This is a genomic window from Tolypothrix tenuis PCC 7101 (assembly GCF_963874875.1).
GTDB lineage: Bacteria > Cyanobacteriota > Cyanobacteriia > Cyanobacteriales > Nostocaceae > Aulosira > Aulosira tenue.
This window is the reverse complement of the sequence record NZ_CAWNJS010000001.1, coordinates 889,220-911,368: the sequence shown is the minus strand read 5'-3', so window position 1 is coordinate 911,368 and position 22,149 is coordinate 889,220. Positions and strand designations below refer to the sequence as shown.

Annotated in this window: 18 protein-coding genes; 8 read left to right on the top strand and 10 right to left on the bottom strand. The window is 40.9% G+C overall.

Annotated features, from left to right (window positions below):
* The first annotated feature begins 484 nt into the window (after positions 1-484).
* From AACU25_RS03675 to AACU25_RS03665, 3 genes are all read left to right on the top strand, one after another.
* A complete protein-coding gene (locus AACU25_RS03675; protein WP_096573953.1) occupies positions 485-745 on the top strand; it encodes a hypothetical protein in 261 nt (86 codons plus the stop codon).
* Between the two features lie 111 nt (positions 746-856).
* Positions 857-1,273: a VanZ family protein gene (locus AACU25_RS03670; protein WP_321206853.1), complete on the top strand. Its 417-nt coding sequence runs from the start codon at positions 857-859 to the stop codon at positions 1,271-1,273.
* 164 nt (positions 1,274-1,437) lie between these two features.
* Complete coding sequence (locus tag AACU25_RS03665) at positions 1,438-2,094, top strand: class I SAM-dependent methyltransferase (protein WP_096573952.1); 657 nt, start codon at positions 1,438-1,440, stop codon at positions 2,092-2,094.
* A gap of 394 nt (positions 2,095-2,488) precedes the next feature.
* Here the strand turns inward: AACU25_RS03665 and AACU25_RS03660 are convergent, their stop codons facing one another.
* Positions 2,489-2,707 carry a hypothetical protein gene (locus tag AACU25_RS03660; RefSeq protein WP_096573951.1) on the bottom strand — a complete coding sequence of 73 codons (219 nt, stop codon included), beginning with the start codon at positions 2,705-2,707 and terminating at the stop codon, positions 2,489-2,491.
* Between the two features lie 642 nt (positions 2,708-3,349).
* On the opposite strand from AACU25_RS03660, the gene AACU25_RS03655 reads away from it, so the two are divergent.
* Complete coding sequence (locus tag AACU25_RS03655; RefSeq protein ID WP_096573950.1) at positions 3,350-3,916, top strand: hypothetical protein; 567 nt, start codon at positions 3,350-3,352, stop codon at positions 3,914-3,916.
* 63 nt (positions 3,917-3,979) lie between these two features.
* Complete coding sequence (locus tag AACU25_RS03650; protein WP_096573949.1) at positions 3,980-4,957, top strand: sucrase ferredoxin; 978 nt, start codon at positions 3,980-3,982, stop codon at positions 4,955-4,957.
* Positions 4,958-5,484: 527 nt separating this feature from the next.
* On the opposite strand, the gene AACU25_RS03645 is transcribed toward AACU25_RS03650, so the two are convergent.
* Entirely contained in the window at positions 5,485-7,365 is a 1,881-nt protein-coding gene (locus tag AACU25_RS03645) for an ABC transporter ATP-binding protein (protein WP_096573947.1), read from the bottom strand.
* 220 nt (positions 7,366-7,585) lie between these two features.
* Positions 7,586-8,305, bottom strand: coding sequence for a class I SAM-dependent methyltransferase (locus tag AACU25_RS03640; RefSeq protein WP_096573946.1), 720 nt, complete (start codon positions 8,303-8,305; stop codon positions 7,586-7,588).
* A gap of 211 nt (positions 8,306-8,516) precedes the next feature.
* On the opposite strand from AACU25_RS03640, the gene AACU25_RS03635 reads away from it, so the two are divergent.
* Entirely contained in the window at positions 8,517-8,756 is a 240-nt protein-coding gene (locus tag AACU25_RS03635) for a hypothetical protein (RefSeq protein WP_096573945.1), read from the top strand.
* 432 nt (positions 8,757-9,188) lie between these two features.
* Positions 9,189-9,719, top strand: coding sequence for a GNAT family N-acetyltransferase (locus AACU25_RS03630; RefSeq protein WP_096573944.1), 531 nt, complete (start codon positions 9,189-9,191; stop codon positions 9,717-9,719).
* Between the two features lie 147 nt (positions 9,720-9,866).
* Here AACU25_RS03630 and AACU25_RS03625 read toward each other — a convergent pair whose 3' ends face one another.
* From AACU25_RS03625 to AACU25_RS03615, 3 genes are read right to left on the bottom strand one after another with little or no spacing between them, the layout of a single operon-like run.
* A complete protein-coding gene (locus AACU25_RS03625) occupies positions 9,867-12,149 on the bottom strand; it encodes a hybrid sensor histidine kinase/response regulator (protein WP_096573943.1) in 2,283 nt (760 codons plus the stop codon).
* A gap of 5 nt (positions 12,150-12,154) precedes the next feature.
* On the bottom strand, positions 12,155-12,580 hold the full coding sequence (locus AACU25_RS03620) for a response regulator (RefSeq protein ID WP_190445981.1): 426 nt from the start codon (positions 12,578-12,580) through the stop codon (positions 12,155-12,157).
* A 17-nt stretch (positions 12,581-12,597) separates the two neighbouring features.
* Positions 12,598-15,567 carry a PAS domain-containing protein gene (locus AACU25_RS03615; RefSeq protein ID WP_190445982.1) on the bottom strand — a complete coding sequence of 990 codons (2,970 nt, stop codon included), beginning with the start codon at positions 15,565-15,567 and terminating at the stop codon, positions 12,598-12,600.
* A 582-nt stretch (positions 15,568-16,149) separates the two neighbouring features.
* Here AACU25_RS03615 and AACU25_RS03610 point away from each other — a divergent pair.
* Entirely contained in the window at positions 16,150-16,347 is a 198-nt protein-coding gene (locus AACU25_RS03610; RefSeq protein ID WP_096573940.1) for a hypothetical protein, read from the top strand.
* A 275-nt stretch (positions 16,348-16,622) separates the two neighbouring features.
* On the opposite strand, the gene AACU25_RS03605 is transcribed toward AACU25_RS03610, so the two are convergent.
* The 4 genes from AACU25_RS03605 to AACU25_RS03590 all read right to left on the bottom strand — a co-directional run bounded on the left by AACU25_RS03605 (position 16,623) and on the right by AACU25_RS03590 (position 21,802).
* Entirely contained in the window at positions 16,623-17,033 is a 411-nt protein-coding gene (locus tag AACU25_RS03605) for a hypothetical protein (RefSeq protein ID WP_096573939.1), read from the bottom strand.
* A 288-nt stretch (positions 17,034-17,321) separates the two neighbouring features.
* Positions 17,322-17,591 (bottom strand): YciI family protein, encoded by a 270-nt coding sequence (locus AACU25_RS03600; RefSeq protein WP_096573938.1) that lies wholly within the window; start codon positions 17,589-17,591, stop codon positions 17,322-17,324.
* 181 nt (positions 17,592-17,772) lie between these two features.
* Entirely contained in the window at positions 17,773-20,208 is a 2,436-nt protein-coding gene (gene pheT, locus AACU25_RS03595; protein WP_096573937.1) for a phenylalanine--tRNA ligase subunit beta, read from the bottom strand.
* A gap of 295 nt (positions 20,209-20,503) precedes the next feature.
* Positions 20,504-21,802: a M16 family metallopeptidase gene (locus AACU25_RS03590; RefSeq protein WP_096573936.1), complete on the bottom strand. Its 1,299-nt coding sequence runs from the start codon at positions 21,800-21,802 to the stop codon at positions 20,504-20,506.
* Positions 21,803-22,149: the final 347 nt, after the last annotated feature.

Sequence of the window (22,149 nt, the reverse complement as noted above, 5' to 3'; positions counted from 1 at the left end):
ATAATTTATTTCTTGGAAATCCCTAAAAAAATAAATTGACAACAAAAACAATAATTTTGGAGGGGGTTTGGGGGACGCAACCGTCACCCAATCGGGGGTTTGGGGGATTCTCCCCCAATTGAATTAGGTGTTTCCACAACTGACAAATCAATCACTAATGATCTGAACTGTCTTAACTTATAAATGGTCTCTAAACCATGACGCAATATTTTTGCTGAAGGGGAAAAGGGAAATGGAAAAAACGGGAAAAACCTTGAATAAAGCAAATTTTGATTTCAAAACTCTTAACCGATGATTGTGGAAACTCTGACAGCGATTGCACATAGAAGTACAAAGCTTTGTTTCTCAGCTAGCTTAGGGCAATATTAAGCTGGCGTTAATATCTTTTACAGTAGAAAACTTACTTATGATACAAGTAACATGAAAGTGTCAAGTAGGGTAGGCATTGCTAACCCTGCAAATTATTGAACAAAGGTGGTTAAAAATGGGTCGCCTAAATCCCTACACCCTACAAATGCAGATTACTCGGATGTTTGAACAAGGTCAATCATTCTTTGCCACGACCAAAGTGCAAGAATGGTTGAAAGAACGTAATCACGATCCACTAGCCTATGACATTATTTTCCATAAAAAACCTGCTCCTCCTGGCTCTAAAGAAGTTATGGTAGTGGAAATTGAATTACGTCGCAAAGATGGACAGCCTGTAGACCCCTGGTTACAAGAACAAGCAAATCTTCATGCCTAATTTTTGGCTAATTTAGGCATTTTGCATATTAGCAATCTTCAAGTTAACTTTTCATTATCTTTAGCAAATTTTTCTAAATAGAGCGTTCCTGATTGCGGAATGCTCTTTGTTATGCTTGGAGTTATCAAAAATACTTTCTCTGCGCTGAAAATGAAAGCTAATAAACCTTGGGTATTTGCATTTTGGGTTTACTTTGGCATTTTAACGTCTATCTCGCTATCTGCATATCTAAAAATTATCCCCACCGAACTAGCTCAATTTCCTCATTACGATACAATTTTGCACTTTTTGCTATTAGGTATTGCTGCTTTTATCAGCCATTTAGCCTGGAATAAACGTAAAATTCAAATTTTCAATATTTCTTTGCCATTGGCTCCGATAATTGTGATATCGATTTGTGTCATAGATGAAATAATTCAATTTTTTGTACCTTATCGTTCTTTTGACTTAGTTGATTTAACTGCTGGCCTTTGCGGTATTGTGTTTTTTACTTGGTTAGCAGAAATCAAAAAGCTAAAAACTTCGTAAAAATTCCTAATTTTTATAAATTCAAGTCGTTAACGTAGGATGCGTTAGCGATAGCGTAACGCATCAGCATCAAAGGTGAGATTTTTCCAAAAATCAAATCGGATTCCTATAGCAAATTGTATGCTGAATAAATATAGAGGCTGAAATATTAGGCAAAGTAGAATATGACCGAAAAGCAAACTTGTGGACAATCAGCAAATTATATTTGCAGTAATTGTGGTAAACGCCTGTTTGCTTGGATGATGGCTAAAGGTAGCGCTGAATATGAAAAAGCCGTAAAAGAGCGCAAAACTTCTCTCTTTACCAATCTCCACGGTAATATTTTAGAAATAGGCCCCGGAACAGGCCCAAACCTATCTTACTACCCGCAAGATATTAACTGGATTGGAGTTGAGCCAAACCCATTCATGCATTCTTATCTGCGAGAAGCAGCTGAACAGTTAGGCTTCAACATCGATATCCGTACAGGTACCGCTGACAGCATAGATGCATCAGATAACAGCATAGATACTGTAGTGAGTACCTTAGTTCTGTGTTCAGTACCAAATCTAGCCGCTACATTTCGAGAAATATTAAGGGTTCTCAAACCAGGTGGACGATTCTTATTTATTGAACATATCGCCGCACCCAGTGGTACTTTTTTACGACGGGTGCAAAGTACTGTTCGCCCAATTTGGCAATTTTTAGGTGATGGTTGTCATCCAGACAGGGAAACTTGGGTGGCTTTAGAACAAGCAGGATTTTCTAAGTTAAATTATGAGCATTTCGAGGCCCCTTTCCCCATTGTCAGTCCTCATATTATGGGCGTAGCGACAAAATAGGAACCACAGCTAAGAAATTTCTCGGCTTCCAGGGGATACCAATATGCGATCGCCCTGACGTTATGGTGAAATTAAATTATCAAGTTTACAACTTGTGAATCAAGTACACGAACTCGTGCATCAAGTTTACAACTTGGGAATCAAGTTCACGAACTCGTGCATCAAGTTCACGACTTGTGAATCAAGTTCACGAACTCGTGCATCAAGTTTACAACTTGTGAATCAATTGCACGAACTCGTGCATCAAGTTCACGAACTCGTGCATCAAGTTTACAGATCGTGCATCAGGTTCACAATCGATAAAATAGCTAATTTCCGCAAATCTCAATAAATACTCATTCATAAAAGCTGTTGCTGTGCGATAAGCGAATAAAGCTTATTCTCGCTTCTATTTTCATTTTTCGACAAAATTCTTGTGTAGCCAATTTTCGGTAGCAACAGGCGATCGCAGATGTACAATTCTCAAATGGGCATACTCTGGTTGAGTAAATAACTGGGGGTATTCTCTGCGCTTTTTATCGTAAGTCTTTAACGCCCACAAAATTATGGAATCGCGGCTAAAGGTAGTTTGCCATGTTTCGACGTTACCATTGCAGACTTCTTGTTGTATCATTACCCGCGACGCGCCGCAATATTCGACTCATCACCACTGCCCAAGAATAATCTAACCACACAATTGATGCATTATCAGTACAGTAGCGCAGTTCGCTCAGATGCGATCGCGCTTACGTAACAGTATAAAAATTATCCCCTCTGTGTTCTCTAATATTGATTTGTCACCTTTCACACTGCAATATTAATTCACTATTGAGAAAAACTATTATTTGTATTGAAGAACACAATAGTTACTATCAGCAGCAAACTCAACTATTAATTATGCTATTAGCCTTGATTTATCTTGGATTGATGAGTTTGTAAATTGCAGCAAACTCCATAAAAGTTATGAAAGACTTGCATTTATTCTTAACTTCAGTTACATTCAAAATAGGTATAAAATTAAAGCCCAATGAAAATTTCAGTAGATGAAACGAGTAAAAGGGACAGCAATATCTTTAAAAACTGAATATAACTGCAAAATTAACCATATTTGCTGATAAATAGTTCCCTACTGCCAAAAGTCAGCAATTTATTTATTCACAGTTAATCTTGCTTTTCTTAACCTTACACAATGTTAGTAAAGGTGATAAAACAAAATACCTAATTTTTAGTTACAAAATTCTATTTTTTTCTAAGCCTATTGAGAATCTTTTTCAATATGATTTTAAATCCTAATAGAGATAAATACTTAAAAACCCATGAATCAATCCAGACAATTTCTCTATCTGAGACCAATCAACATCCAGCCGTAGGAGTAGATGAGCAAAATGCTATTCAATCTATTAGATGGTGGCTAACACAGCTAAGTTCCTTAGTAAAACAGAACAAATGTAAATTTATACCTACAGATGTAGAGACACGGACTGCAAATGATTATATATATCATTTAATTAAAAAAAATTTAAATAACTCTCGTAATTTTAGCCAGATTTATGACTGTGTTATCAGTTACTTGAATCACTTAAGTAGGCTAAAGCTACAATACTTTGACTGTGGCTCTTTCATCAAGAGTACACAAGGCTGTCATCAGCAATTGAGAATTTTTCAACTGTCAAATGGCAAAGGATACAAAAATAACTCTGTCGGTACGGAAGAAATTTTTCTCAACTTTTCTACCCCTATTGTGGAGAATTTATTAACCGGAAATAGGTTTAGTAGAAATGAATGTTATAAAGTGGCTACCTGGTTTTACCCAGTTAATTCAGTTAATTGTAGGTTATTGTAACCAGGCTCACAATTTTATTTTGTCCTCACATTGTCCATAAAATATCAGCATGAGATCAGATAGATGAATACTTTTTTCTGTTCAGATAATTCTAAACAAATAGGAGAAAATTTAATTGGTAGCGCTACCAATTCCGAAACTTATATTTTAGTTGAATGTCCTCCACCTTGGACTTCAGAGGCTTTTAATTCTAAATGGGTACCAAGTAATTTAAAGGCTTTAGTAGAGGATGTAAAACGTGCTAAATTACCAATTCGTTTTCTATTAATTGCCAATGATTTATCACATAAAGTCGAACAAACAACTCTGTTAATTTATCAAAAACAAAAGGGATTAAGTCAAGGATACCGCAAGCATGAATTTAAGCTAGCGAATATTGAGCAAGTAGCAGCGCTAGTAAAGAAATTCTTATGGGGTAATATTTCTGATTATGAAAGAGAAACCAAATTTACTAGAGATATTTTAGTATGTACTCATGGCAGCCATGATAAATGCTGTGCAAGATATGGTAATCCTTTTTATTTCTACGCTCAAGAAACTATTGCTCATTCAAGCTTAGAAAATGTGCGGATTTGGAAATCAAGTCATTTTGGTGGACATAGATTTGCACCAACAATGATTGATTTACCAGAAGGACGCTATTATGGTAATTTAGACCAAGATACTTTTAAATCAATTTTGGCTCGTACTGGAGATATCCAGTTATTTAATCAAGTCTATCGCGGCTGGGGAATTTTGCCAGTTCCCTTACAAATTTTAGAAAAGGAATTAATTCTGCGTCATGGTTGGGATTGGTTTAATTACGCAGTAACAGGTAAAATTCTGGAACAAAGTTTAGATAATCAGACTTTATTAGCTGAACTTAGTTTTGAAGATAATTCAGGCTCACTATATACTTACAAAGCTAAGTTAGTGAAGGATGAAAAGAGAACTGTGGAAGTGAAGAGTTCTTGTAATGCTAAAGAAGCCTCGGTAGTTCTTAAGTATTCTATAGCTGCACTTTGCTTAGATTCTAGAAAAGTTGTAAGTTTGAGCGCTTAAAAAATTGTATTCTTCCAATTAGCAAAGGAGTGAACATCTACCAATAATCAGATTTAGAATTGAGACATTTCACATCATCAATTTGTAGCAAATTTTTTTAAATCCATAATTAATTGCAAATGTAGGGTGTGTTGTCGCGCAGCGCAACGCACCAATGTAAAATCAAAATGAGGTACGAAATTTGATTGCATAAACCGCAGATAAACGCCGATGAAATTGAATTTTACGTAAATACAGTTCAGTTAAGAAAATTAATTGATAACCAAACCAAAAAACTAGTTACTCAACAAAAAAACAAAACAACAATTTTGGAGGGGGTTTGGGGGACGCAACCGTCACCCAATCGGGGGTTTGGGGGAGAATCCCCCAATTCTTCTGGCTTCTTTAATAACTAACAAATCAATAACTAATGAGCTTAACCTAACCGTATTGAATTTTGATTTCTTCAAAGAGCTATTAAAAATTAAGGTGCGTTGCGCTGCGCGACAACACACCCTACAAAATTTTATTAATTGTGAGGTTGGTGTTTAGGTTCCTAACATTTGTAAATTATGCAAGGTGGCGTACATTCCGCCTTTTCGCAGTAATTCTTCATGGCTTCCTTGCTCAATCAGTTCACCGCGCTTTAAGACAAAAATGCGGTTGACATTGCGAATTGTAGATAGACGGTGAGCAATAATAATTGCGGTACGCCCTACCAAAAGCTGATTTAATGCTTCCTGAACTAAAGCTTCTGTTCCTACATCTAGGCTAGCTGTGGCTTCATCTAATACTAATACTTGGGGATTGCGAATTGCCGCCCGAGCAAAAGCTAAAAGTTGTTTTTGTCCGCTAGAAATATTTGTGCCCCGTTCTCTAAGTTGAGTATCATAGCCTTGAGGTAATTGTTGAATAAACTGATCGATATTAGTTCGGTGTGCAGCTTGTTGGATTTGATCGAAGCTGTAATTATCTCCCAGGGTGATATTACTTTTCACATCCCCAGCAAATAAAAAGCCTTCCTGTAAAATAACCGCCAGATAACGCCGCAATTCTGCTTGTGGTAAGTCACGAATATCTACCCCATCTACCAGAATCCGTCCTTGAGTGGGTTCGTAAAGACGACATAGCAGCCGAATAATAGAACTTTTACCTGCACCAGTAGGCCCAACTAATGCTATTTTTTCCCCAGGATGAATAGTGAAATCTAAATCTTTGATAACATAATCATCGTCTTTGTAAGCAAACCACACGTGTTCAAAGCGGATTTCGCCTAATTCAGTTTGTGGTTTAGCTGCTTCTGATTCGAGATTAGCAACCACCTCATCTATGTAGCCGAATTTAGCATCATAAATAGAGATACGGGAATTATGGCGATCGCGGATTTCTATCGGTTCATCTAAAATGTTAATAACTCGTTCAATCGCCGTAAAACCTGCTTGAATGACGGTGAATTTCTCGGCAAAATTCCGCAAAGGCTCAAATAATTGTTGAGCATACAAAACAAATGCCGACAAAACCCCAAAAGTCATGCTTTTTCCTAGTAGCAACCAAGCACCTACTACTAGCACCCCTGCAACTGCCACTAAGCCAATCCATTCTAAAATGGCGGAAACTGCCGAATCATAAAAAATGGTTCTATCTATTTGCTGTTTATAACGTTGATTAGTAGTGCGGAATAATTCAGCATTGAATCTTTCGCGGCGGAATAGCTGCACTACATTAATCCCAACTATATTTTCTTGTAGCTGGGAATTGAGCATCGAAAGTTCTTCTCGTGCTTTGTAATTTGATTGGCGATACTGTTGTTGAAAGTAGATAATGATCAAGCTCACTGGTAACAGCATCACCAGCAATAAACAAGCCAATTCCCATTGCAGAGAAAACATCAAGCTGATAACTACCAGCATAGAAAATAAATCAGAGACAATTCCTACTGCTCCCGTAGAGAATACATCCCCTAAAGCTTCCACATCGCTGGTAAGTCTGGTAATTAATTTACCAATAGGTGTGCGGTCAAAAAAGCGTACAGATAAAGATGTCACATGATGAAATAAATCATCACGAATTTCTGCTGTAATTTGTTGTCCTAGCTTCTGTACGAAATAACCCTGAAAACCTGTAAGCGAGAGTCTGATAGTAATTGCAACCAGCAACAACCCTTCCAGGATATTTAACCCTTGCAGCAACGGACGATTTTTAAGAAACTCATAAACGCTGGGTTCCTGGCGAATCAAGGAAATAGCCTGTCCAATCAATAATGGTTGTACAGCATTAGCTAAGGCGATAGGTACGAGCAATAACATTGACAGCGCTAGCAATCGACTGCTACGACGAGCATAAGGTACTAAGCGCAAAAATAACCGCCAGTCATTTTCACGCCGACGGTGTTGCCTGTAGGATTTTTTAAGGGGTAAGTAGGTGCTCATAGTAAGAGCATTATAGTTAACTACCTACGCATTACGCTATCTCTGGGGAGGGATTGGGGGTTGGGGACTGGGGACTAGGGACTGGGGACTGGGGATGAGGGGGAAAGGGGAAAGGGGAAAAGGAAAAAAAGGGAAATTATTATTACCAATTACCAATTACCAATTACCAATTACCCATTACCAATTACCCATTACCCATTACCCATTACCAATCACCACTTCAAAACCTCACTTTGTATAAATCAAACAATTCCCCTGACTTGCGGGTGACGATTTTAGCGCCAGAGGCTTTAATTGTTTTTTCCCAGTCTGCTATCGACTCGAGAAATACTTCTGCACCTAAATAAGTTTCTAAAACTGCCCAATCTTCTGCTAAAGGCTGTTCGGGATTGAGGATGTCAAATACAAACTGTCCGCCAGGTTTGAGGACTCGTTTGACTTCCGACAATACAGCAGTCCAATAATCTAAAGGAAAATAGCAGCTGAATCCTGTTGCGATCGCTATATCAAAAATAGCTTGAGAATACTTTAATTGATGAGCTGGGCCTAACTCCACGCCTTTAAATAACTTTGAGTTTAATTGCGAACCCCGGGAATTGAGGGTATCTCGTGCTATGACACTAACTTCTTGCCCATAAAAATATGCTTGCCAATCTCGCCAAGGATAGATGAGAAAGCTGACACCGCAACCAATGTCTAAACAATGTTGATTCTTTTGCGGTTGCCCGATTTCCCAGAAGTGAGAAGCAATTTTTCCTGGTAATGTACCACTAATCCAGTCCCTATATATGGGCATCGCTTCAACTTCGGCGGGTAATTCAAAAGGTTGATTCTCGTACTGGCGATTGAAACGATATGTAACTTGTGTTACCATCTGCTGCCATTTATCTGAAGAGGTTTGTAAGCTAAAAAAATCGCTTTGGGAAGGCTTTTTAGACATTATGTCTGTACTACTCCTTAAGAAATTCGTCAAATTCTCAGTATAGTTATGGTAAAAAAGCTATATTGCAGTTTGGTTTTCTCTCGCTATGGGTATTGATCAAGTTTGGTGATGAGTTCACTAAAAAATTCCCATAGCATGACACCGTTAAGCGCGTAGCCAATTTACAAGCTTAACAAATTCAAGGAAATTCGGTAGACGCAGACAAACTATGGAATTCAAGCGATTTAACTATCAGCCTTTATCACCTGACGAACTCGAAGATATCAACCACCTGAGAATTATTGTTGAGCGTGCTGTGGCAGATGGCAAGCTCTCGAAGCAGGAAATGGAGTGTATTAAAATCGCAATGCGGAGAAATATTCAAATTACATTTGAGAAGCTAGTTATTTGCAGAGAACATATTTGGGACAAAATTCAAACAGGAGAATTGGAATATAGCTGGTGGTGATAAGTACTAATTCGTAATACCCTGCGGGAAGCGCAAAGCGCTACGTAATTCGTAATTAGATGAGGGGTAATCGGCAAATTTGTAACCTTGGCTAGGCAAGAAGCCTATATCACAGGAAACTCATGAAATTTAATGTGCTTAGATGTGTTTGAGCTTGAGTATTTCACTGATGGTAAACAGCAATTACTTTGAAATTATTTTATGTGTGATTCAAGGCAATAAAATTTAACTTAAAAGATATAAAATATGGTGAGCAAAGAAGATTTTACTTGCTCATCTACCTCATTTTTGCCAATAAATAACTGTTCTTAACTGAACATTATCATCAGGGAAGGAACTCCAAGCCCTAGATATTGCGTCGTTTCATTCGCAATGACACATCTATAAGTATTTTGTTTGCCAGCCATCAAATTAATTTTGCCTTGTAAAACTATGCCTGAAATAGAAACTTTGCGTCTGCGATTAAGACACTTAACGTTGGCTGATTTTGATGACTTGTTTCGTATCTACAGCGATGCGGAAATTATGAAATATCTGGTACCCCGAACAGCAGAGCAAACACAGACTAGTTTATACAGACATATTAAACAATGGGAAGAAAACAACTTTGGTATGTGGGCAGTAATACACAAAGAAACTGGCAAAATGATTGGGCGTTGTGGATTGGATTTTTTAGCAGATACGCCGGAAGTTGAACTAGGTTATGTGTTTGACAAGTCTTTTTGGTATATGGGTATAGCCACAGAAGCAGCACAAGCCACTTTAAAATATGGTTTTTGGGAAGTAAAGTTAGATCGGATAGTTGCGATCGCACATCCAGAAAACATTGGTTCAGTGCGTGTCATTCAAAAGCTAGGGATGAATTATCAAAAGCATACCAGCTACTACGGTCATGATGTAGTCTACTACACCCTCCCCCGCGACCAATGGCAACCGGATGATTCTCTTTATATTTTGCGGTGAAAAGGGCATGGGGCATTGGGCATTGGGCATTGGGTAATAGGGTAATAGGTAATAGGTAATTGGTAATTGGTGTTTGTGATTGTTCCCCCATGCTCCCTGCTCCCTGCCCCCCTGCTTTTTCCCAGTCCCCAATCCCCAATCCCTCACCTACGCAATCACCCTCTGCAACGTCAGCAACAATTCATTAATGGTGTATGGTTTGGGTAAGAAGGTTGTCACACCACTGTTGGCGACTGCTTCTAGTTTGTTGCTAGACATCAAGCCGCTGGTGGCGATAATTTTGACTTTGGGGTTGATTTTTTTCAAGGTGCGGATGGCGGTTAAGCCGTCGAGGGAAGGTAGCATCAAATCCATGAGTACGACACTGATTTGATCCATGTGTTTCGCGTAAACTGCGATCGCTTCAATGCCATCACTAGCGACAATGGTTTTATAGTTATGAGTTTCGAGGGATGTTTTGGTAATTTCCTGAATAGCAGGTTCATCCTCAACAATCATAATCGTTTCACCATTTGCGGTAGCGATTTTGGCATTGTCTGCTTTCAGTGTTTCTACGCCCTCAACTGCTGGTAAATATACTTCAAAGCTTGTGCCTACACCTTTTTCGCTATGGACTGTGATAAAACCACCGTGGCTTTTAATAATTCCTATAACTGTAGACAAACCTAAGCCTGTACCTTGTCCTACTTCTTTTGTGGTAAAGAATGGCTCGAAGATTCTATCTAAATTTTCTTCTGGAATACCTGCTCCTGTATCAGTAACAGTAATCACTATATAAGGGCCTACTTTGGCTTCCAGGTTCATGCGAGCATAATTTTCATCAATATACAAATTTGTAGCACAGATGGATAAACTACCCCCATTAGGCATAGCATCACGTGCATTAACGCAGAGATTCATTAACACCTGATGAATTTGTGTTCCATCGCCAGACACTATCCACAAGTCTTTTGACAAATCAGTTGAGACTTGAATTGATTTAGGAAATGTTTCTTTCAGTATTTTAGAAACTTCTACAATCAAATGTCTGATTTGCAGATTAATGCGCTTACCTTCTACACCCCGTGCAAATGACAACACTTGCTTAACTAAATCTGCGCCGCGTTTAGCGTTAACTTCCAAAATTTCCAACAAGTGACGAGTTCGTTGATCAACATCGGGAAATTTCATGGGTAGGAGTTGCGCTCCTGCCAAAATTGGTGTGAGGATGTTGTTTAGGTCATGGGCAATGCCGCTAGCTAAGGTACCTATGCTTTCTAGACGTTGGGCACGAAATAATTGCGCTTCTAAACGTTTCTTTTCGGTAATATCTGTGTCAACGGTAAGAATTGATTTGGGTTTACCTTGTTCATCACATACCAAACTCCAACGGCTAGCAACTAAAATTTCTTTGCCAGCTTTGGTAAGTTTCGTTAACTCACCTTGCCATTTACCTTTATTGATCACTTCCAAAAGTGCTGCTTCCATATCTGACTGCGGTTCATCGTTATCTAACAGTTCGCTGGCATTTTTGCCTTTAGCTTCCGCCGCCGACCAACCATAAAGGATTTCTGCGCCTTTGTTCCAAAAGAGAATTTTGTTTTCTAAATCTCTGACTAGAATCGCATCTGTAGTAATATCTAACAATGCCGCTTGTTCGCGGATTGTGGCATCAGCGAGCTTGCGTTCTTCTAAAGCTGCTTGACGTTCGCTAATATCTATACAAGCGCAAGTAATACCTATAATCTGTTGTGCTTCGTTTCTTAATGGTTCTACCGTCAAGTCATAATATCGGGTGCCTTGGGTAGTTGTAATTGATACTTCATCTCTAGTACCTACTCCCGTCACTAATACACCCAATTTCATCGCCGTTAAATGGTGGGCGCTTTCTAGGGGAATCAATTCTGAGTCACGTTTACCCAACATTTCCTCGGCTGTAAACCCAAAAGCAGGGTTATAAACCCAGGTATAACGTAATTCTAGGTCTTGGTTAAACACAAAGATGGGTGAGTTTTTCAGCGCGACTCGAAATCGCTCTTCACTTTGACGGAGCGCATCTTCTATCCTTTGGCGCTCAATCGCATAACGCATGGAGCGTACCAGCAAATCACCTGTGACTTGCCCTTTAACTAAATAATCTTGCGCGCCTTGTTGCATCGCTTTTAATGCTAAAGTTTCATCTGCAATCCCTGTAAGGACAATAATCGGAGTTGATTTTGCTTGATTGTGCGCTTTAATAAATGTTTCTAAACCCTGGCTATCTGGTAAGGAGAGATCTAAAAGCATCACGTCAAAGCTGGCGCGAGCTAAATGGTTTAATGCCTCATCAAGTTGCTCAACCGGCATCAATTCCACTACAGCTGCAGTGACATCCTGTAAAAATTCCTGCAATAAGAGGACATCACCAGGGTTATCTTCAACTAACAGGACTTTAATCTTTTCACCTGTCATTAGCGTTACTCCGGTGGCAATTTGACAACCGCAAACCAAAAGTTCTCTATGGAACGAACAATTCTCACAAATTGATCGAAGTCCACTGGCTTGGTTATGTAACAGTTTGCAGCTAGGTTATAAGCTTTAACAATATCTTCTTCAGCTTGGGAGGTTGTCAGCACAACGACAGGAATGCGTCTAAGATGTTCGTCACCTTTAATTTCTGCTAATACCTCCCGCCCGTCTTTTTTTGGCAGGTTTAAATCAAGTAAGACAATATCGGGATGAGGAACATGAGCATATCTATCTTGTTTTCGCAAGAATGCCATTGCTTCTACCCCATCTTCAACAACACTTAAGTTCACTGAGATTTTGCTATCTTCCAGAGCGATGCGTGTAAGTAACGCATCGCCAGGATTATCTTCTACTAGCAAAACCTCAATAGGCATAACTGCTGATAAATTGTTCACGATTGCTTACCTGTTTGATCTGGAATCGTAAAGTAAAAAATCGAGCCTTCGCCCGGTTTTGACTCCATCCAGATCTGACCGCCGTGGCGTTCTATAATTTTCTTACAAATAGCCAGCCCGATTCCAGTACCGGGATACTTACTTCTGCTGTGCAAACGCTGAAAAATTACAAAAATTCGTTCAGCATACTGGGATTCTACACCAATTCCATTATCACGCACTGAGAATAACCATTCGTTTCCTGTGGGGGTGAGATGGGGAATTTCTGTTGCTGTCTCGATGGTGTTTTTGAGCGCTTGGATGTGAATTTGGGGCGGTTCCTCCCGGTGAAACTTGATGGCGTTGGCAATCAGGTTTTGAAAGACTTGTGCCAATTGTGTAGTATCAGCCATGATTTGCGGCAGAGGATCGCAGGTAATTACGGCATTGCTTTCTTTGATTGCTACTTCCAGATTTGCGATCGCTTTTTCGACAACCGCATGACAATCTACTAATTTAAAGGGTTGCCCCCTAGTGCTGACGCGGGAATAGTTCAACAAATCATTAATTAAAGTTTGCATCCGCTGCGCCCCATCGACAGCGTAGTTAATGAACTCATCTGCACGGGTATCTAGCTGACTTTTATACCTACGCTCTAGGAGTTGTAAGTAACTAGTCACCATCCGCAATGGTTCTTGCAAATCATGGGAAGCAATATAAGCAAACTGTTCTAATTCGGTATTGGAACGAGTTAGTTCTTGCCGTTGGCGGGTTTCTTGTTCTAACAGTTGAGCTTGCCACAGAGCAATACCAATTTGGTTAGCTAGCTGCTGTAACAAATCCAGTTCATGACTGTGCCATTCACGAGGGCTACTACATTGATGAGCAATCAACAAGCCCCAAATACCCTCGCCACTGAGAATCGGCACTACCAAGTTAGATTTAACACCATACTTGTGCAGCATTGCTCTATGGCAGTCTCGGATATTAGCTTGATCAACATCTGTAATGGTGCTGACTCTACCTTGGCGATATCTCTCTAAGTAATTTTGCTGAAAGCAGTGGTCAATAATTTTTTGTCCCAGCACGACAGGCCAACCAGGTAACACGGCTTCTTTCACTACTGTTCCTGAACCATCTGGCCACAGTCGGAAAATTAAAACTCGGTCAGATTGTAGGAGTTTTTGCACCTCTGTAACTGTGGTTTGCAGAATTTCTTCTATCTTGAGAGAGTCACGAATTTTGACAATGATTTGCGAAAATAATTGCGATCGCTGATTTTGCTTTTTAATCTGTTCTTCTGCCCGTTTGCGATCGTCAATATCGGTATGGGAACCGACCATTCGCACGACTTCACCGTTACTATCCCAAACTGCTTGCCCCCGATCTAAAATCCACTTATAGTTGCCATCTTTGCACTGAATGCGATGCTCAGTCACGTAATATGGCGTTTTTTTGTCAAAATGCTCATGAACTGCTGCTAATACCCAATCTAAATCTTCAGGATGAACTCGTTTTGACCATTCATCTAAATTATGAGGAATTTCTTGATCGGCATAACCCAGCATTTCTTTCCAGCGCGGGGAAAAGAAGACTTCATTGGTTTTGACATTCCAATCCCAAATGCCATCATTGTTGCCAGTTAAGGCAAGTTGCCAACGTAGTTCACTCGCCTGTAATGCTTCCTCAGCTTGCTTACGTGCAGTCAAGTCAAGTGTGACACCAATCATCCGCGTCGGCTGACCATCACCATCATAAATCCCCACACCTCGCGCTAGTATCCAGTGAATGCTGCCATCTGGCCAAATATTGCGATATTCTGCCTCATAATCGCTGTGATTTGCTAGAGCTTGTCTGACAGACTCTTGCATATAAGCGCGATCATCGGGATGAATAGCTTGCAGTAAAGTGTCATAGGTAAACTCAGCTAACTCTCCTAGACCAAAATTAGCCTTGCATTGGTTAGAGACTGACAGCTCGCCTGTGAGCAAATTATGCTCCCAAGAGCCAAGTTTAGCAGCTTGCAATGCTATTTTAAGACGGCGATCGCTTTCGATTAAAGCTGCTTCTACTTGTTTGCGTTGCGTAGCTTGCCAATAGGCATCGCTAATATCTCTGGTAAAACAGCGTGTATGGATAAATTCACCGTTTTCCCACAATACATTAGAGTGAATCACAACATAGCGAATTGAGCCATCCTTACAGCGCATCCGGGCTTCGTAATTTTGTAAATTTTCCTTATTACTCAGCCGTTGCATAATATCAGCGATCGCTTCTGGGTCAACATGAAACTCCGCGATCGAGTGTCCAATATACTCTGAGCGCTTGTAGCCTAAAAGGTCAAGTTCTGCCTGATTTGCCCAGAGAATCGTGCCATCAGCCTGTACCCAATGCATCCCGACATTGGCATTTTCTACAAAGTCTTTCAGTTCTTGCTGACTTCGTTCTAGCGCGGCTGTGACTCGCTGTTGTTCTAGAGAAACACGGGATAATTCTGCTAAATTACGCCTTAACTCTAATTGGTCAATTACCTGGCGACCTAAAGCTTGCAGCGCTTCTATTTGTTGTGGGTTTAATTGTCGTGGTTCTTGATCTAGCACACAGAGAGTTCCTAATATATCTCCCTGGGGAGTAATCAAAGGTACACCTGCATAAAACCTGACAAAGGGATAGGCAATGACTACTGGATTGTTAGCTAACTTTTCATCAGCTAATGTATCCGGCACAACTACAAAATCTCTTCGATCTACGCAAAGATAGGATAAACCTACATTCCGAGGCATTTGTGGTACATCTAAGCCTAATTTTGCTTTAAACCATTGGCGGTTTTCATCAATAAAATTGACTAAAGCGATCGAAGTACCACAAATAAAGGCTGCTAACTTAGCCAAGTTATCATAGGCTGCTTCTGGTTCTGTATCGAGAATTTGGTACTGGCGGAGGGCTGCAAGTCTTGCGGCTTCGCTATTAGGTAGCACAGGCTTTATAAATAATTATGAACATTTCTGATTTATCTAATTTTAGAGAATTTTTTAATTTGAGCATCAAAGATGGTTGCTAACTGTTATCTGACTTGATGCCTATAAAGAACAGTGGAAGCAAGAATCAAGGTATACATAGCTTCGCACAAATCAAATATGATTCCTATAGTTAAGCTGGCAAGTAAATAAATTAGGACTTACGCAAGTGTCACATTTTTCTCGTTTAGGCTGTCAAGAGTCAAGAGTCAACAGTCCAAAAAACCTGAATTTTTGACCCTTGACCCTTGACTGTTGACTCTTAAACCAGAAGTTTGGTGTACCAGTTGCGTAAGTCCTGTAAATTATCTGTTGTGGTTTTGCCTGAAAATCAATGAAAAGCCTACAGCCTATGGATTTTGAATTTTACGCCACAGTACTAGCAACTCTGCAAGAGGCTACTCTAAACTGGAATAATGGAAGTATCGTTCAGCAAACAGCTAGCAAAAACTGAAGATTATAGTTTTTCCTTGGCGATTTTCGTTAACACTTATTTAAATAGTGTAGAAATCCTTAACTCAAATTCTGTCAGATGTGCTGGGAGTAATAATAATGGTTGTTAAGTTAATTATTTTTGGGCTAATTGCAGGTTATGTATATGGCGCTTGGAAATTCTGGAAGGGTTTTGAGCGCACTAACTTTAGACCTAGTTTGACTAATCGTATTGGTTTAGCTCTGTTGTGGCCTGCTTTATTTGCGACAAATCCATCCTATCGCCGCAACTTTAGAAAAGCTTTAAAAGGCCAATAATCAGCGAATTTCAAACTCGGAATAATTGTTTTAGGCTTTTAATGTTTTTTATTAATATTCCCTAGCTTGGCTAGGGAATATTTTTTTCAGGCATAATCAAAAGTTAAGTTATGCCTATTAGAGAGCGAAATGGACAAAATGTATGGATTCTGGAAACTCAAAATCCTTATCCTACAAGAAAATCTGAGAGATTTGTGATTGGGAATTCCCTGAATCCATCATCCATAATTCGTAATTGTTTAACTACAAATTATGGATTAATTATGGATTGTGGATTATCTATTTCTACGACCATTGGTGAGAACGTTGATTGCTGCACCCGCAGCTGCACCATCGATCGCATCACCACCAGGATTTTTGGTGCCATGCAGAATGATACCTGTAACTGTACTAGCTGCTGCGCCAACTCCCACGTCTTGACCTAAGTTACCAACTCTGCGGTTACGTGCTTGCCTTCTTGTACCGTGGACAGCATTCACCGCAGCACCAGCCGCAGCACCTTTGATGGCATTATTGATGACGGCACCATTTCCTCTGACAGCACCAGTGACTACACCTGCACCTGCGCCAATACCGATATCGCGTAACATATCAGCAGAAGCCGGTTTAGCAGGGATTAAGGTACCGCCGGCTAAAGTTGCAGCCATCAAGCCGGGTAGAAATGTGCGTTTTAAGTTGAGATTCATAGCGGTATTTTCTCAAAAAGTCCAAAAATGCTCACACAACCGAAGTTGTTGTATTTACTGACTTTATTTTTATTCTAGACAACAACCACGATTCGTTATGGCGTGAATACCGATCATCCCATATACAAGCAGGCGATCGCATCTGTAAAAAGCTAGAAATTGGGAATGGGGAAGGGGGTAATGGGTAATGGGTAATGGGTAATGGGTAATGGGTAATTGGTGTTTGTTATTTTTCCCCCTGCTCCCTGCTCCCTGCCCCCCTGCTTTTTCCTCGTCCCCAATCCCCAATCAAATCGCCTGTATCCACTCTTGAACTGAGTATTCTGTCCAAATACCGTTTTGCCAGTAGGGATCATTTTCAATCAACTGGCGTACGGTGGCTTCGTCATCGGCTTCATAAATACCAAAAACTTTGGTGACATCTTTAGTAGGGCCGATTGTAATCAGCACACCAGATTCTTTTTGTTTAGCTAACCCATCTAAATGGGCTTGACGATAAGGGGCGCGTTTTTCTAAAACATCCTCGCAGTAGCTTCCCCACAATACATATTTGGGCATTTGGTATTTGTCCTTTGTTATTTGTTATTTGTCATTAGGTAATGGGTAATGGGTAATTGGTAATTGGTAATTGGTGTTTGTTATTTTCCCCCCTGCTCCCTGCTCCCAGCCCCCCTGCTTTCTCCTAGTCCCCAGCCCCCAATCCCCAGTCCCCCAATACCCAATCCCCAGTCCCCAATCCCTAACTTCTCAAATTCACGCCAAATTTCTCTACCAAAGCTTCGCGAACTTTGTTGTGTACTGGTTCAACTTCGGCATCAGTGAGGGTGCGATCGCTGGCACGGTAAATTAGGCGGAAGGCTAAACTACGCTGTCCGGTGGGGACGTTTTCACCGCGATATTCATCGAATAATTCCACGGACTCTAGTAGTTCTTTACCTGCTTTGTTAATCGCTTTTTCGATTTCGGCGACTGTAACTTTCACAGGTGCGAAAAAGGCGATATCGCGATCGCTGGCTGGGTAGGTGGAATAGGATTTAAATACTGGGGTGAGAATTTCGTCTTGATCCAGGGCATCTAACAGCACATCTGTATCTAGTTGAAATGCGTAGACGGAATCTGGTAAACCTTTTTCTCGCCGCAGTTGGGGATGGAGTTGACCAAAAATTCCCAGGCTGTTACCTCTAATCCAGAGAGAAGCTGTGCGTCCTGGGTGTAGGCGTGGATCGCGGCAATCAGGCTGATATTCTACTTGTAAACCAAGCTGGCCAAATACGCTGTCGAGAATGCCCTTGGCTTCATACCAAGTCATGGGTTGTTCGCGTCCGCTGTTTGTCCATTGGCTGAGAGTGCGATCGCCTCCCATAATTCCCGCGATCGCTTCGTTTTCTTGTAATCCATCTTCTTCGCGTGAGAAAATCCGCCCAATTTCAAAGCCGTTGAGTGAACCGTTTCCTTGTTCGAGGTTGTATTGAAAAGCGTCAATTAACCCAGAGATTAAATCGGTTCGCAATGCGGAATATTCAACAAATAAGGGGTTTGACAGGACTATTTGTCTGTTTTCCCCTGGCTTCACTAGAGAATATTGAATTAATTCTGTCAGTCCGGCGGCGCGGAACAAAGCGCGCAATTTGCGGATGAGTTCTTGATCTAAAGGTAAATAGCCGGCTTCTGCTTTGTGGGGTAAGGTATCACAAAAGTTGTCATAGCCGTAAAGCCGGGCGATTTCTTCAATTAAATCAATTTCCCGTTCTAAGTCGCGGTAACGGTAGGGTGGTACAGAAACTTTCCACGAGCGATCGCCAGTGGAGGTGAGTTCACAACCAAGTGCAGTTAAAATCCGCTCAACGTCCTTTTCTTCCAGTTCTCCTGTTTCTTCGCCTAAGTCAATTGGCCCCAGTACTTGATTAACTCGGTCTAAGCGCAGCGCAATGGAACGCGTCCAGGTTGAAGGGTCGGGGCGAGTATCGGCGATTTCTTGTTGGGTAATTACGCCATCAGCTAATTCTGTTAGCAGCGACAAAGCACGACGACAGGCTACTTCTAATTCAGCGCGGTTCACGCCCCGTTCGTATCTGCCAGAAGATTCACTTCTTAAACCAACACCACGAGAAGAACGGCGAATCGCTACGGAATCAAATAAGGCTGCTTCTAATACAAGGCTTTGCGTACCTTCAAAAACTTCCGTTTCTTCTCCACCCATCACCCCTGCGATCGCCACTGGTTTGTTGTTGGCGGTGATTAATAAGTTTTGGGCTGAGAGGGTACGGGTTTGTCCATCTAAGGTTTTGAAGGATTCTCCTGCACTGGCGAAGCGCACGCCAATCGTCACATTATCGCTTCCGGCTACAGATTTCAGGCGTTCTCTGTCAAATGCGTGTAACGGTTGTCCCCATTCCAACAACACATAGTTGGTAATATCCACAACATTATTGATTGGTCGCACGCCAGCAGCCTGTAGGCGTTGTTGCAACCACCCAGGAGAAGGAGCTATTTTTACCTGTTCAATAACTGTGCCAATATAAGCAGGACAAGCTTGAGTTTCCGAAACGCTTACAGCTAAATTTCCCCCGCTTTGGCTAATGGAAACTTCCCCTGGTTGCGGAATGCTGAGTTTACCACCTGTTAAAGCCGCAACTTCCCTAGCTATACCTACCATACTCAAGGCATCAGCGCGGTTGGCTGTGGCGGTGACATCTAAAATGACATCTTCTAAACCCAGCAAAGGACGCACATCGCTACCCAAGGAGAGATTTTCTTGGGGAAAAATATGAATACCATCAAAATCGGTGGGTAAGCCTAGTTCTTTTAAAGAACAGATCATTCCTTGAGAAGGAACACCACGCAATTTCGCAGGCTTAATTTTTAAATCGATATTTGGTAAATAAGTACCTATAGTAGCAACTGGCACATAAATATCTGCCCGGACATTTGCAGCACCACAGACAATATTTAAAGTCTCAGCTGCGCCAATATCTACTTGACAAACACTTAATTTATCAGCGTTGGGGTGGGGTTGACGCTCAAGCACTCTCCCCACAACAACGCCATTGGCCCAAGTGCGGCGGTCTTCAATATCTTCTACTTCAAACCCAGCCATTGTGAGGGTTTCGGCTAATTCTTCCGGGCTAAGTTTTATTTCTACTAGTTCCCGCAGCCAGCTTAAAGAGATACGCATGGAGTGTGCTTGTTTGAATAATCTTCTTTTGCTCTCATTTTAGGGTGCCTATTGGCGAGCGATCGCTTCTCGTCACGCAAGGCTTACCCTTCACTTGAACAATCGTACTACGTTGATTTGAGCTGTCAGCAGCCAAATTGCGGAATTAGTAATTTGTACCTTAAAAGATTAGTTTACGTAATTCACGTAGGATGCGTTAGCGATAGCGTAACGCATTCATACCAACTTTCATGGATGGCGGTGAAATTTTCTCCTTGAGACTGTTTCCTTTGCTGGCACAACAATAGGATATTTTCTATTTAGAAGTTCCTGAGCTAAAAGCATTATTAATTGCTTCCTCTGGCCCCACTAAAGACAAGTAAGGTTCCTGTAAATACCGACAAGCAGCAGCCATACTATCTGCAACATTTACCGATGCAATTAACTCCTGAAATTCACGGTCAAATTCAATTCCTAAGCCTAAAACTTCATACCAGCCATATATCTGAGCAATTTGCCCATTAGTTTGTTTACCAAGGGCGTATTGTCCCAATATCTTGTTTTTAGCAGCTTGGAGTGCATCAGCAGCTACTTCAGTAGTACAAAGCAAATCTACTTCTTTCTTTAACCCTTGCAGTGCAACAGTAGTATTGTCTGGTGCTGTACCCATATAAACCACAAAGGAAGCAGGAAACAGCCTAGTAGGATAAAATGCTGAGACTTCGTAAGCTAGACCCTGCTTTTCGCGCAATTCCACAAATAAGCGGCTAGAAAGCCCATTTCCTAAATAGGTAGATAGTAACTTCAAGGCGGCGTAGTCAGCAGAACTCACGGCTGGCCCTAAATAACCCAGCATGACAATTGATTGCTGGGTTTGGAGGGGGTGAAGTTGGCGCTGGGGTTGTACCTGAATTTCGGGTAAATTTAATACTGGCTGAGTTTCTGCTGGAGGTTGCCAATCACTAAAAACTTCTTCGACGAGATTAACAGCTTCCTCTGGTGTGATTCTGCCAGCAATACTAATTACTACCCGATCTGGACGAAAATAAGTCTTGTGATAATTAGCTAAATCATCGCGAGTTAAGCGACTCATAGTTGTTTCATCGCCTAGTACTGACATAGCATAGGGATGATTTTGATACATTGTTTGACGTAGTTGCTCAAAAGCGATGGTAAACGGCTGTTCTTTTTGGGAGCGAATATCTTGTAGCGCTAAACGCCGTTCGAGTTCCACTTGCGTTTCAGGAAAGGTAGGCGATCGCAAAATCAGCCCAGCCAATGTTAATATTTCCCTAAAATCTGATGTCACAGTCTTCAGGGACAGCAAAAAATAATCAGTGGCGGTATCTGTACTTAAACTTGCACCCACTGATTCGACTTTTTCCGCAATTTGCAAGCTAGACAGTCCATCGCATCCTTTAGTCATCACTGCTGAGAGTAAATGCGCCAGACCTGCTTGATCCCGGTCTTCAGCACAACTTCCCGCACGGACAAAAATTCGCGCTGCAATAATATCTGCTGCGGGATTCTCTGCCACTAATACGACAATGCCATTGCTTAATACTGTACGGTGGATCGGAGAATGAGATAAGGATGAGTTCACAGTTTGAGTCATTAGTCAGGGAAAGAAGCAATCAATCGATTTTGGATTTTGGAGCCACTGCGTTGCGGAGGTTCCCTCCGTTGTAGCAAGTGGCGTGATTTAGAATTGGGGATTTCAAACTTGGGATTGACCCCAACCACAAGATTATTTGGCTCAAGAATTTTAAATATAAAATTTTGGATTTGTTCTATTGTCCTGCGGGGACTTCCAGAAATGAAATTATCCAGTTTTAAAAGTTAAGGTAACGATTCTATTCTTTTTCTGCTGACACAGCTATAGGATATTGTTTTATTTGGAAGTCCCTCCCACAGTTGCACGAAATGCCTAGTAAAATACGGCGGAAATAAACAAACCATTTC

What these genes read in the sequence shown, in the direction of transcription:
- AACU25_RS03600 (WP_096573938.1), bottom strand. Translation starts at nt 17,591, where the DNA reads ATGCCCAAATATGTATTGTGGGGAAGCTACTGCGAGGATGTTTTAGAA.
- AACU25_RS03655 (WP_096573950.1), top strand. Translation starts at nt 3,350, where the DNA reads ATGATTTTAAATCCTAATAGAGATAAATACTTAAAAACCCATGAATCA.
- AACU25_RS03605 (WP_096573939.1), bottom strand. Translation starts at nt 17,033, where the DNA reads ATGAATCTCAACTTAAAACGCACATTTCTACCCGGCTTGATGGCTGCA.
- AACU25_RS03590 (WP_096573936.1), bottom strand. Translation starts at nt 21,802, where the DNA reads ATGACTCAAACTGTGAACTCATCCTTATCTCATTCTCCGATCCACCGT.
- AACU25_RS03660 (WP_096573951.1), bottom strand. Translation starts at nt 2,707, where the DNA reads ATGATACAACAAGAAGTCTGCAATGGTAACGTCGAAACATGGCAAACT.
- AACU25_RS03645 (WP_096573947.1), bottom strand. Translation starts at nt 7,365, where the DNA reads ATGAGCACCTACTTACCCCTTAAAAAATCCTACAGGCAACACCGTCGG.
- AACU25_RS03665 (WP_096573952.1), top strand. Translation starts at nt 1,438, where the DNA reads ATGACCGAAAAGCAAACTTGTGGACAATCAGCAAATTATATTTGCAGT.
- AACU25_RS03640 (WP_096573946.1), bottom strand. Translation starts at nt 8,305, where the DNA reads ATGTCTAAAAAGCCTTCCCAAAGCGATTTTTTTAGCTTACAAACCTCT.
- AACU25_RS03650 (WP_096573949.1), top strand. Translation starts at nt 3,980, where the DNA reads ATGAATACTTTTTTCTGTTCAGATAATTCTAAACAAATAGGAGAAAAT.
- AACU25_RS03610 (WP_096573940.1), top strand. Translation starts at nt 16,150, where the DNA reads ATGGTTGTTAAGTTAATTATTTTTGGGCTAATTGCAGGTTATGTATAT.
- AACU25_RS03620 (WP_190445981.1), bottom strand. Translation starts at nt 12,580, where the DNA reads ATGCCTATTGAGGTTTTGCTAGTAGAAGATAATCCTGGCGATGCGTTA.
- AACU25_RS03675 (WP_096573953.1), top strand. Translation starts at nt 485, where the DNA reads ATGGGTCGCCTAAATCCCTACACCCTACAAATGCAGATTACTCGGATG.
- AACU25_RS03670 (WP_321206853.1), top strand. Translation starts at nt 857, where the DNA reads ATGCTTGGAGTTATCAAAAATACTTTCTCTGCGCTGAAAATGAAAGCT.
- pheT (WP_096573937.1), bottom strand. Translation starts at nt 20,208, where the DNA reads ATGCGTATCTCTTTAAGCTGGCTGCGGGAACTAGTAGAAATAAAACTT.
- AACU25_RS03630 (WP_096573944.1), top strand. Translation starts at nt 9,189, where the DNA reads ATGCCTGAAATAGAAACTTTGCGTCTGCGATTAAGACACTTAACGTTG.
- AACU25_RS03625 (WP_096573943.1), bottom strand. Translation starts at nt 12,149, where the DNA reads ATGACAGGTGAAAAGATTAAAGTCCTGTTAGTTGAAGATAACCCTGGT.
- AACU25_RS03635 (WP_096573945.1), top strand. Translation starts at nt 8,517, where the DNA reads ATGGAATTCAAGCGATTTAACTATCAGCCTTTATCACCTGACGAACTC.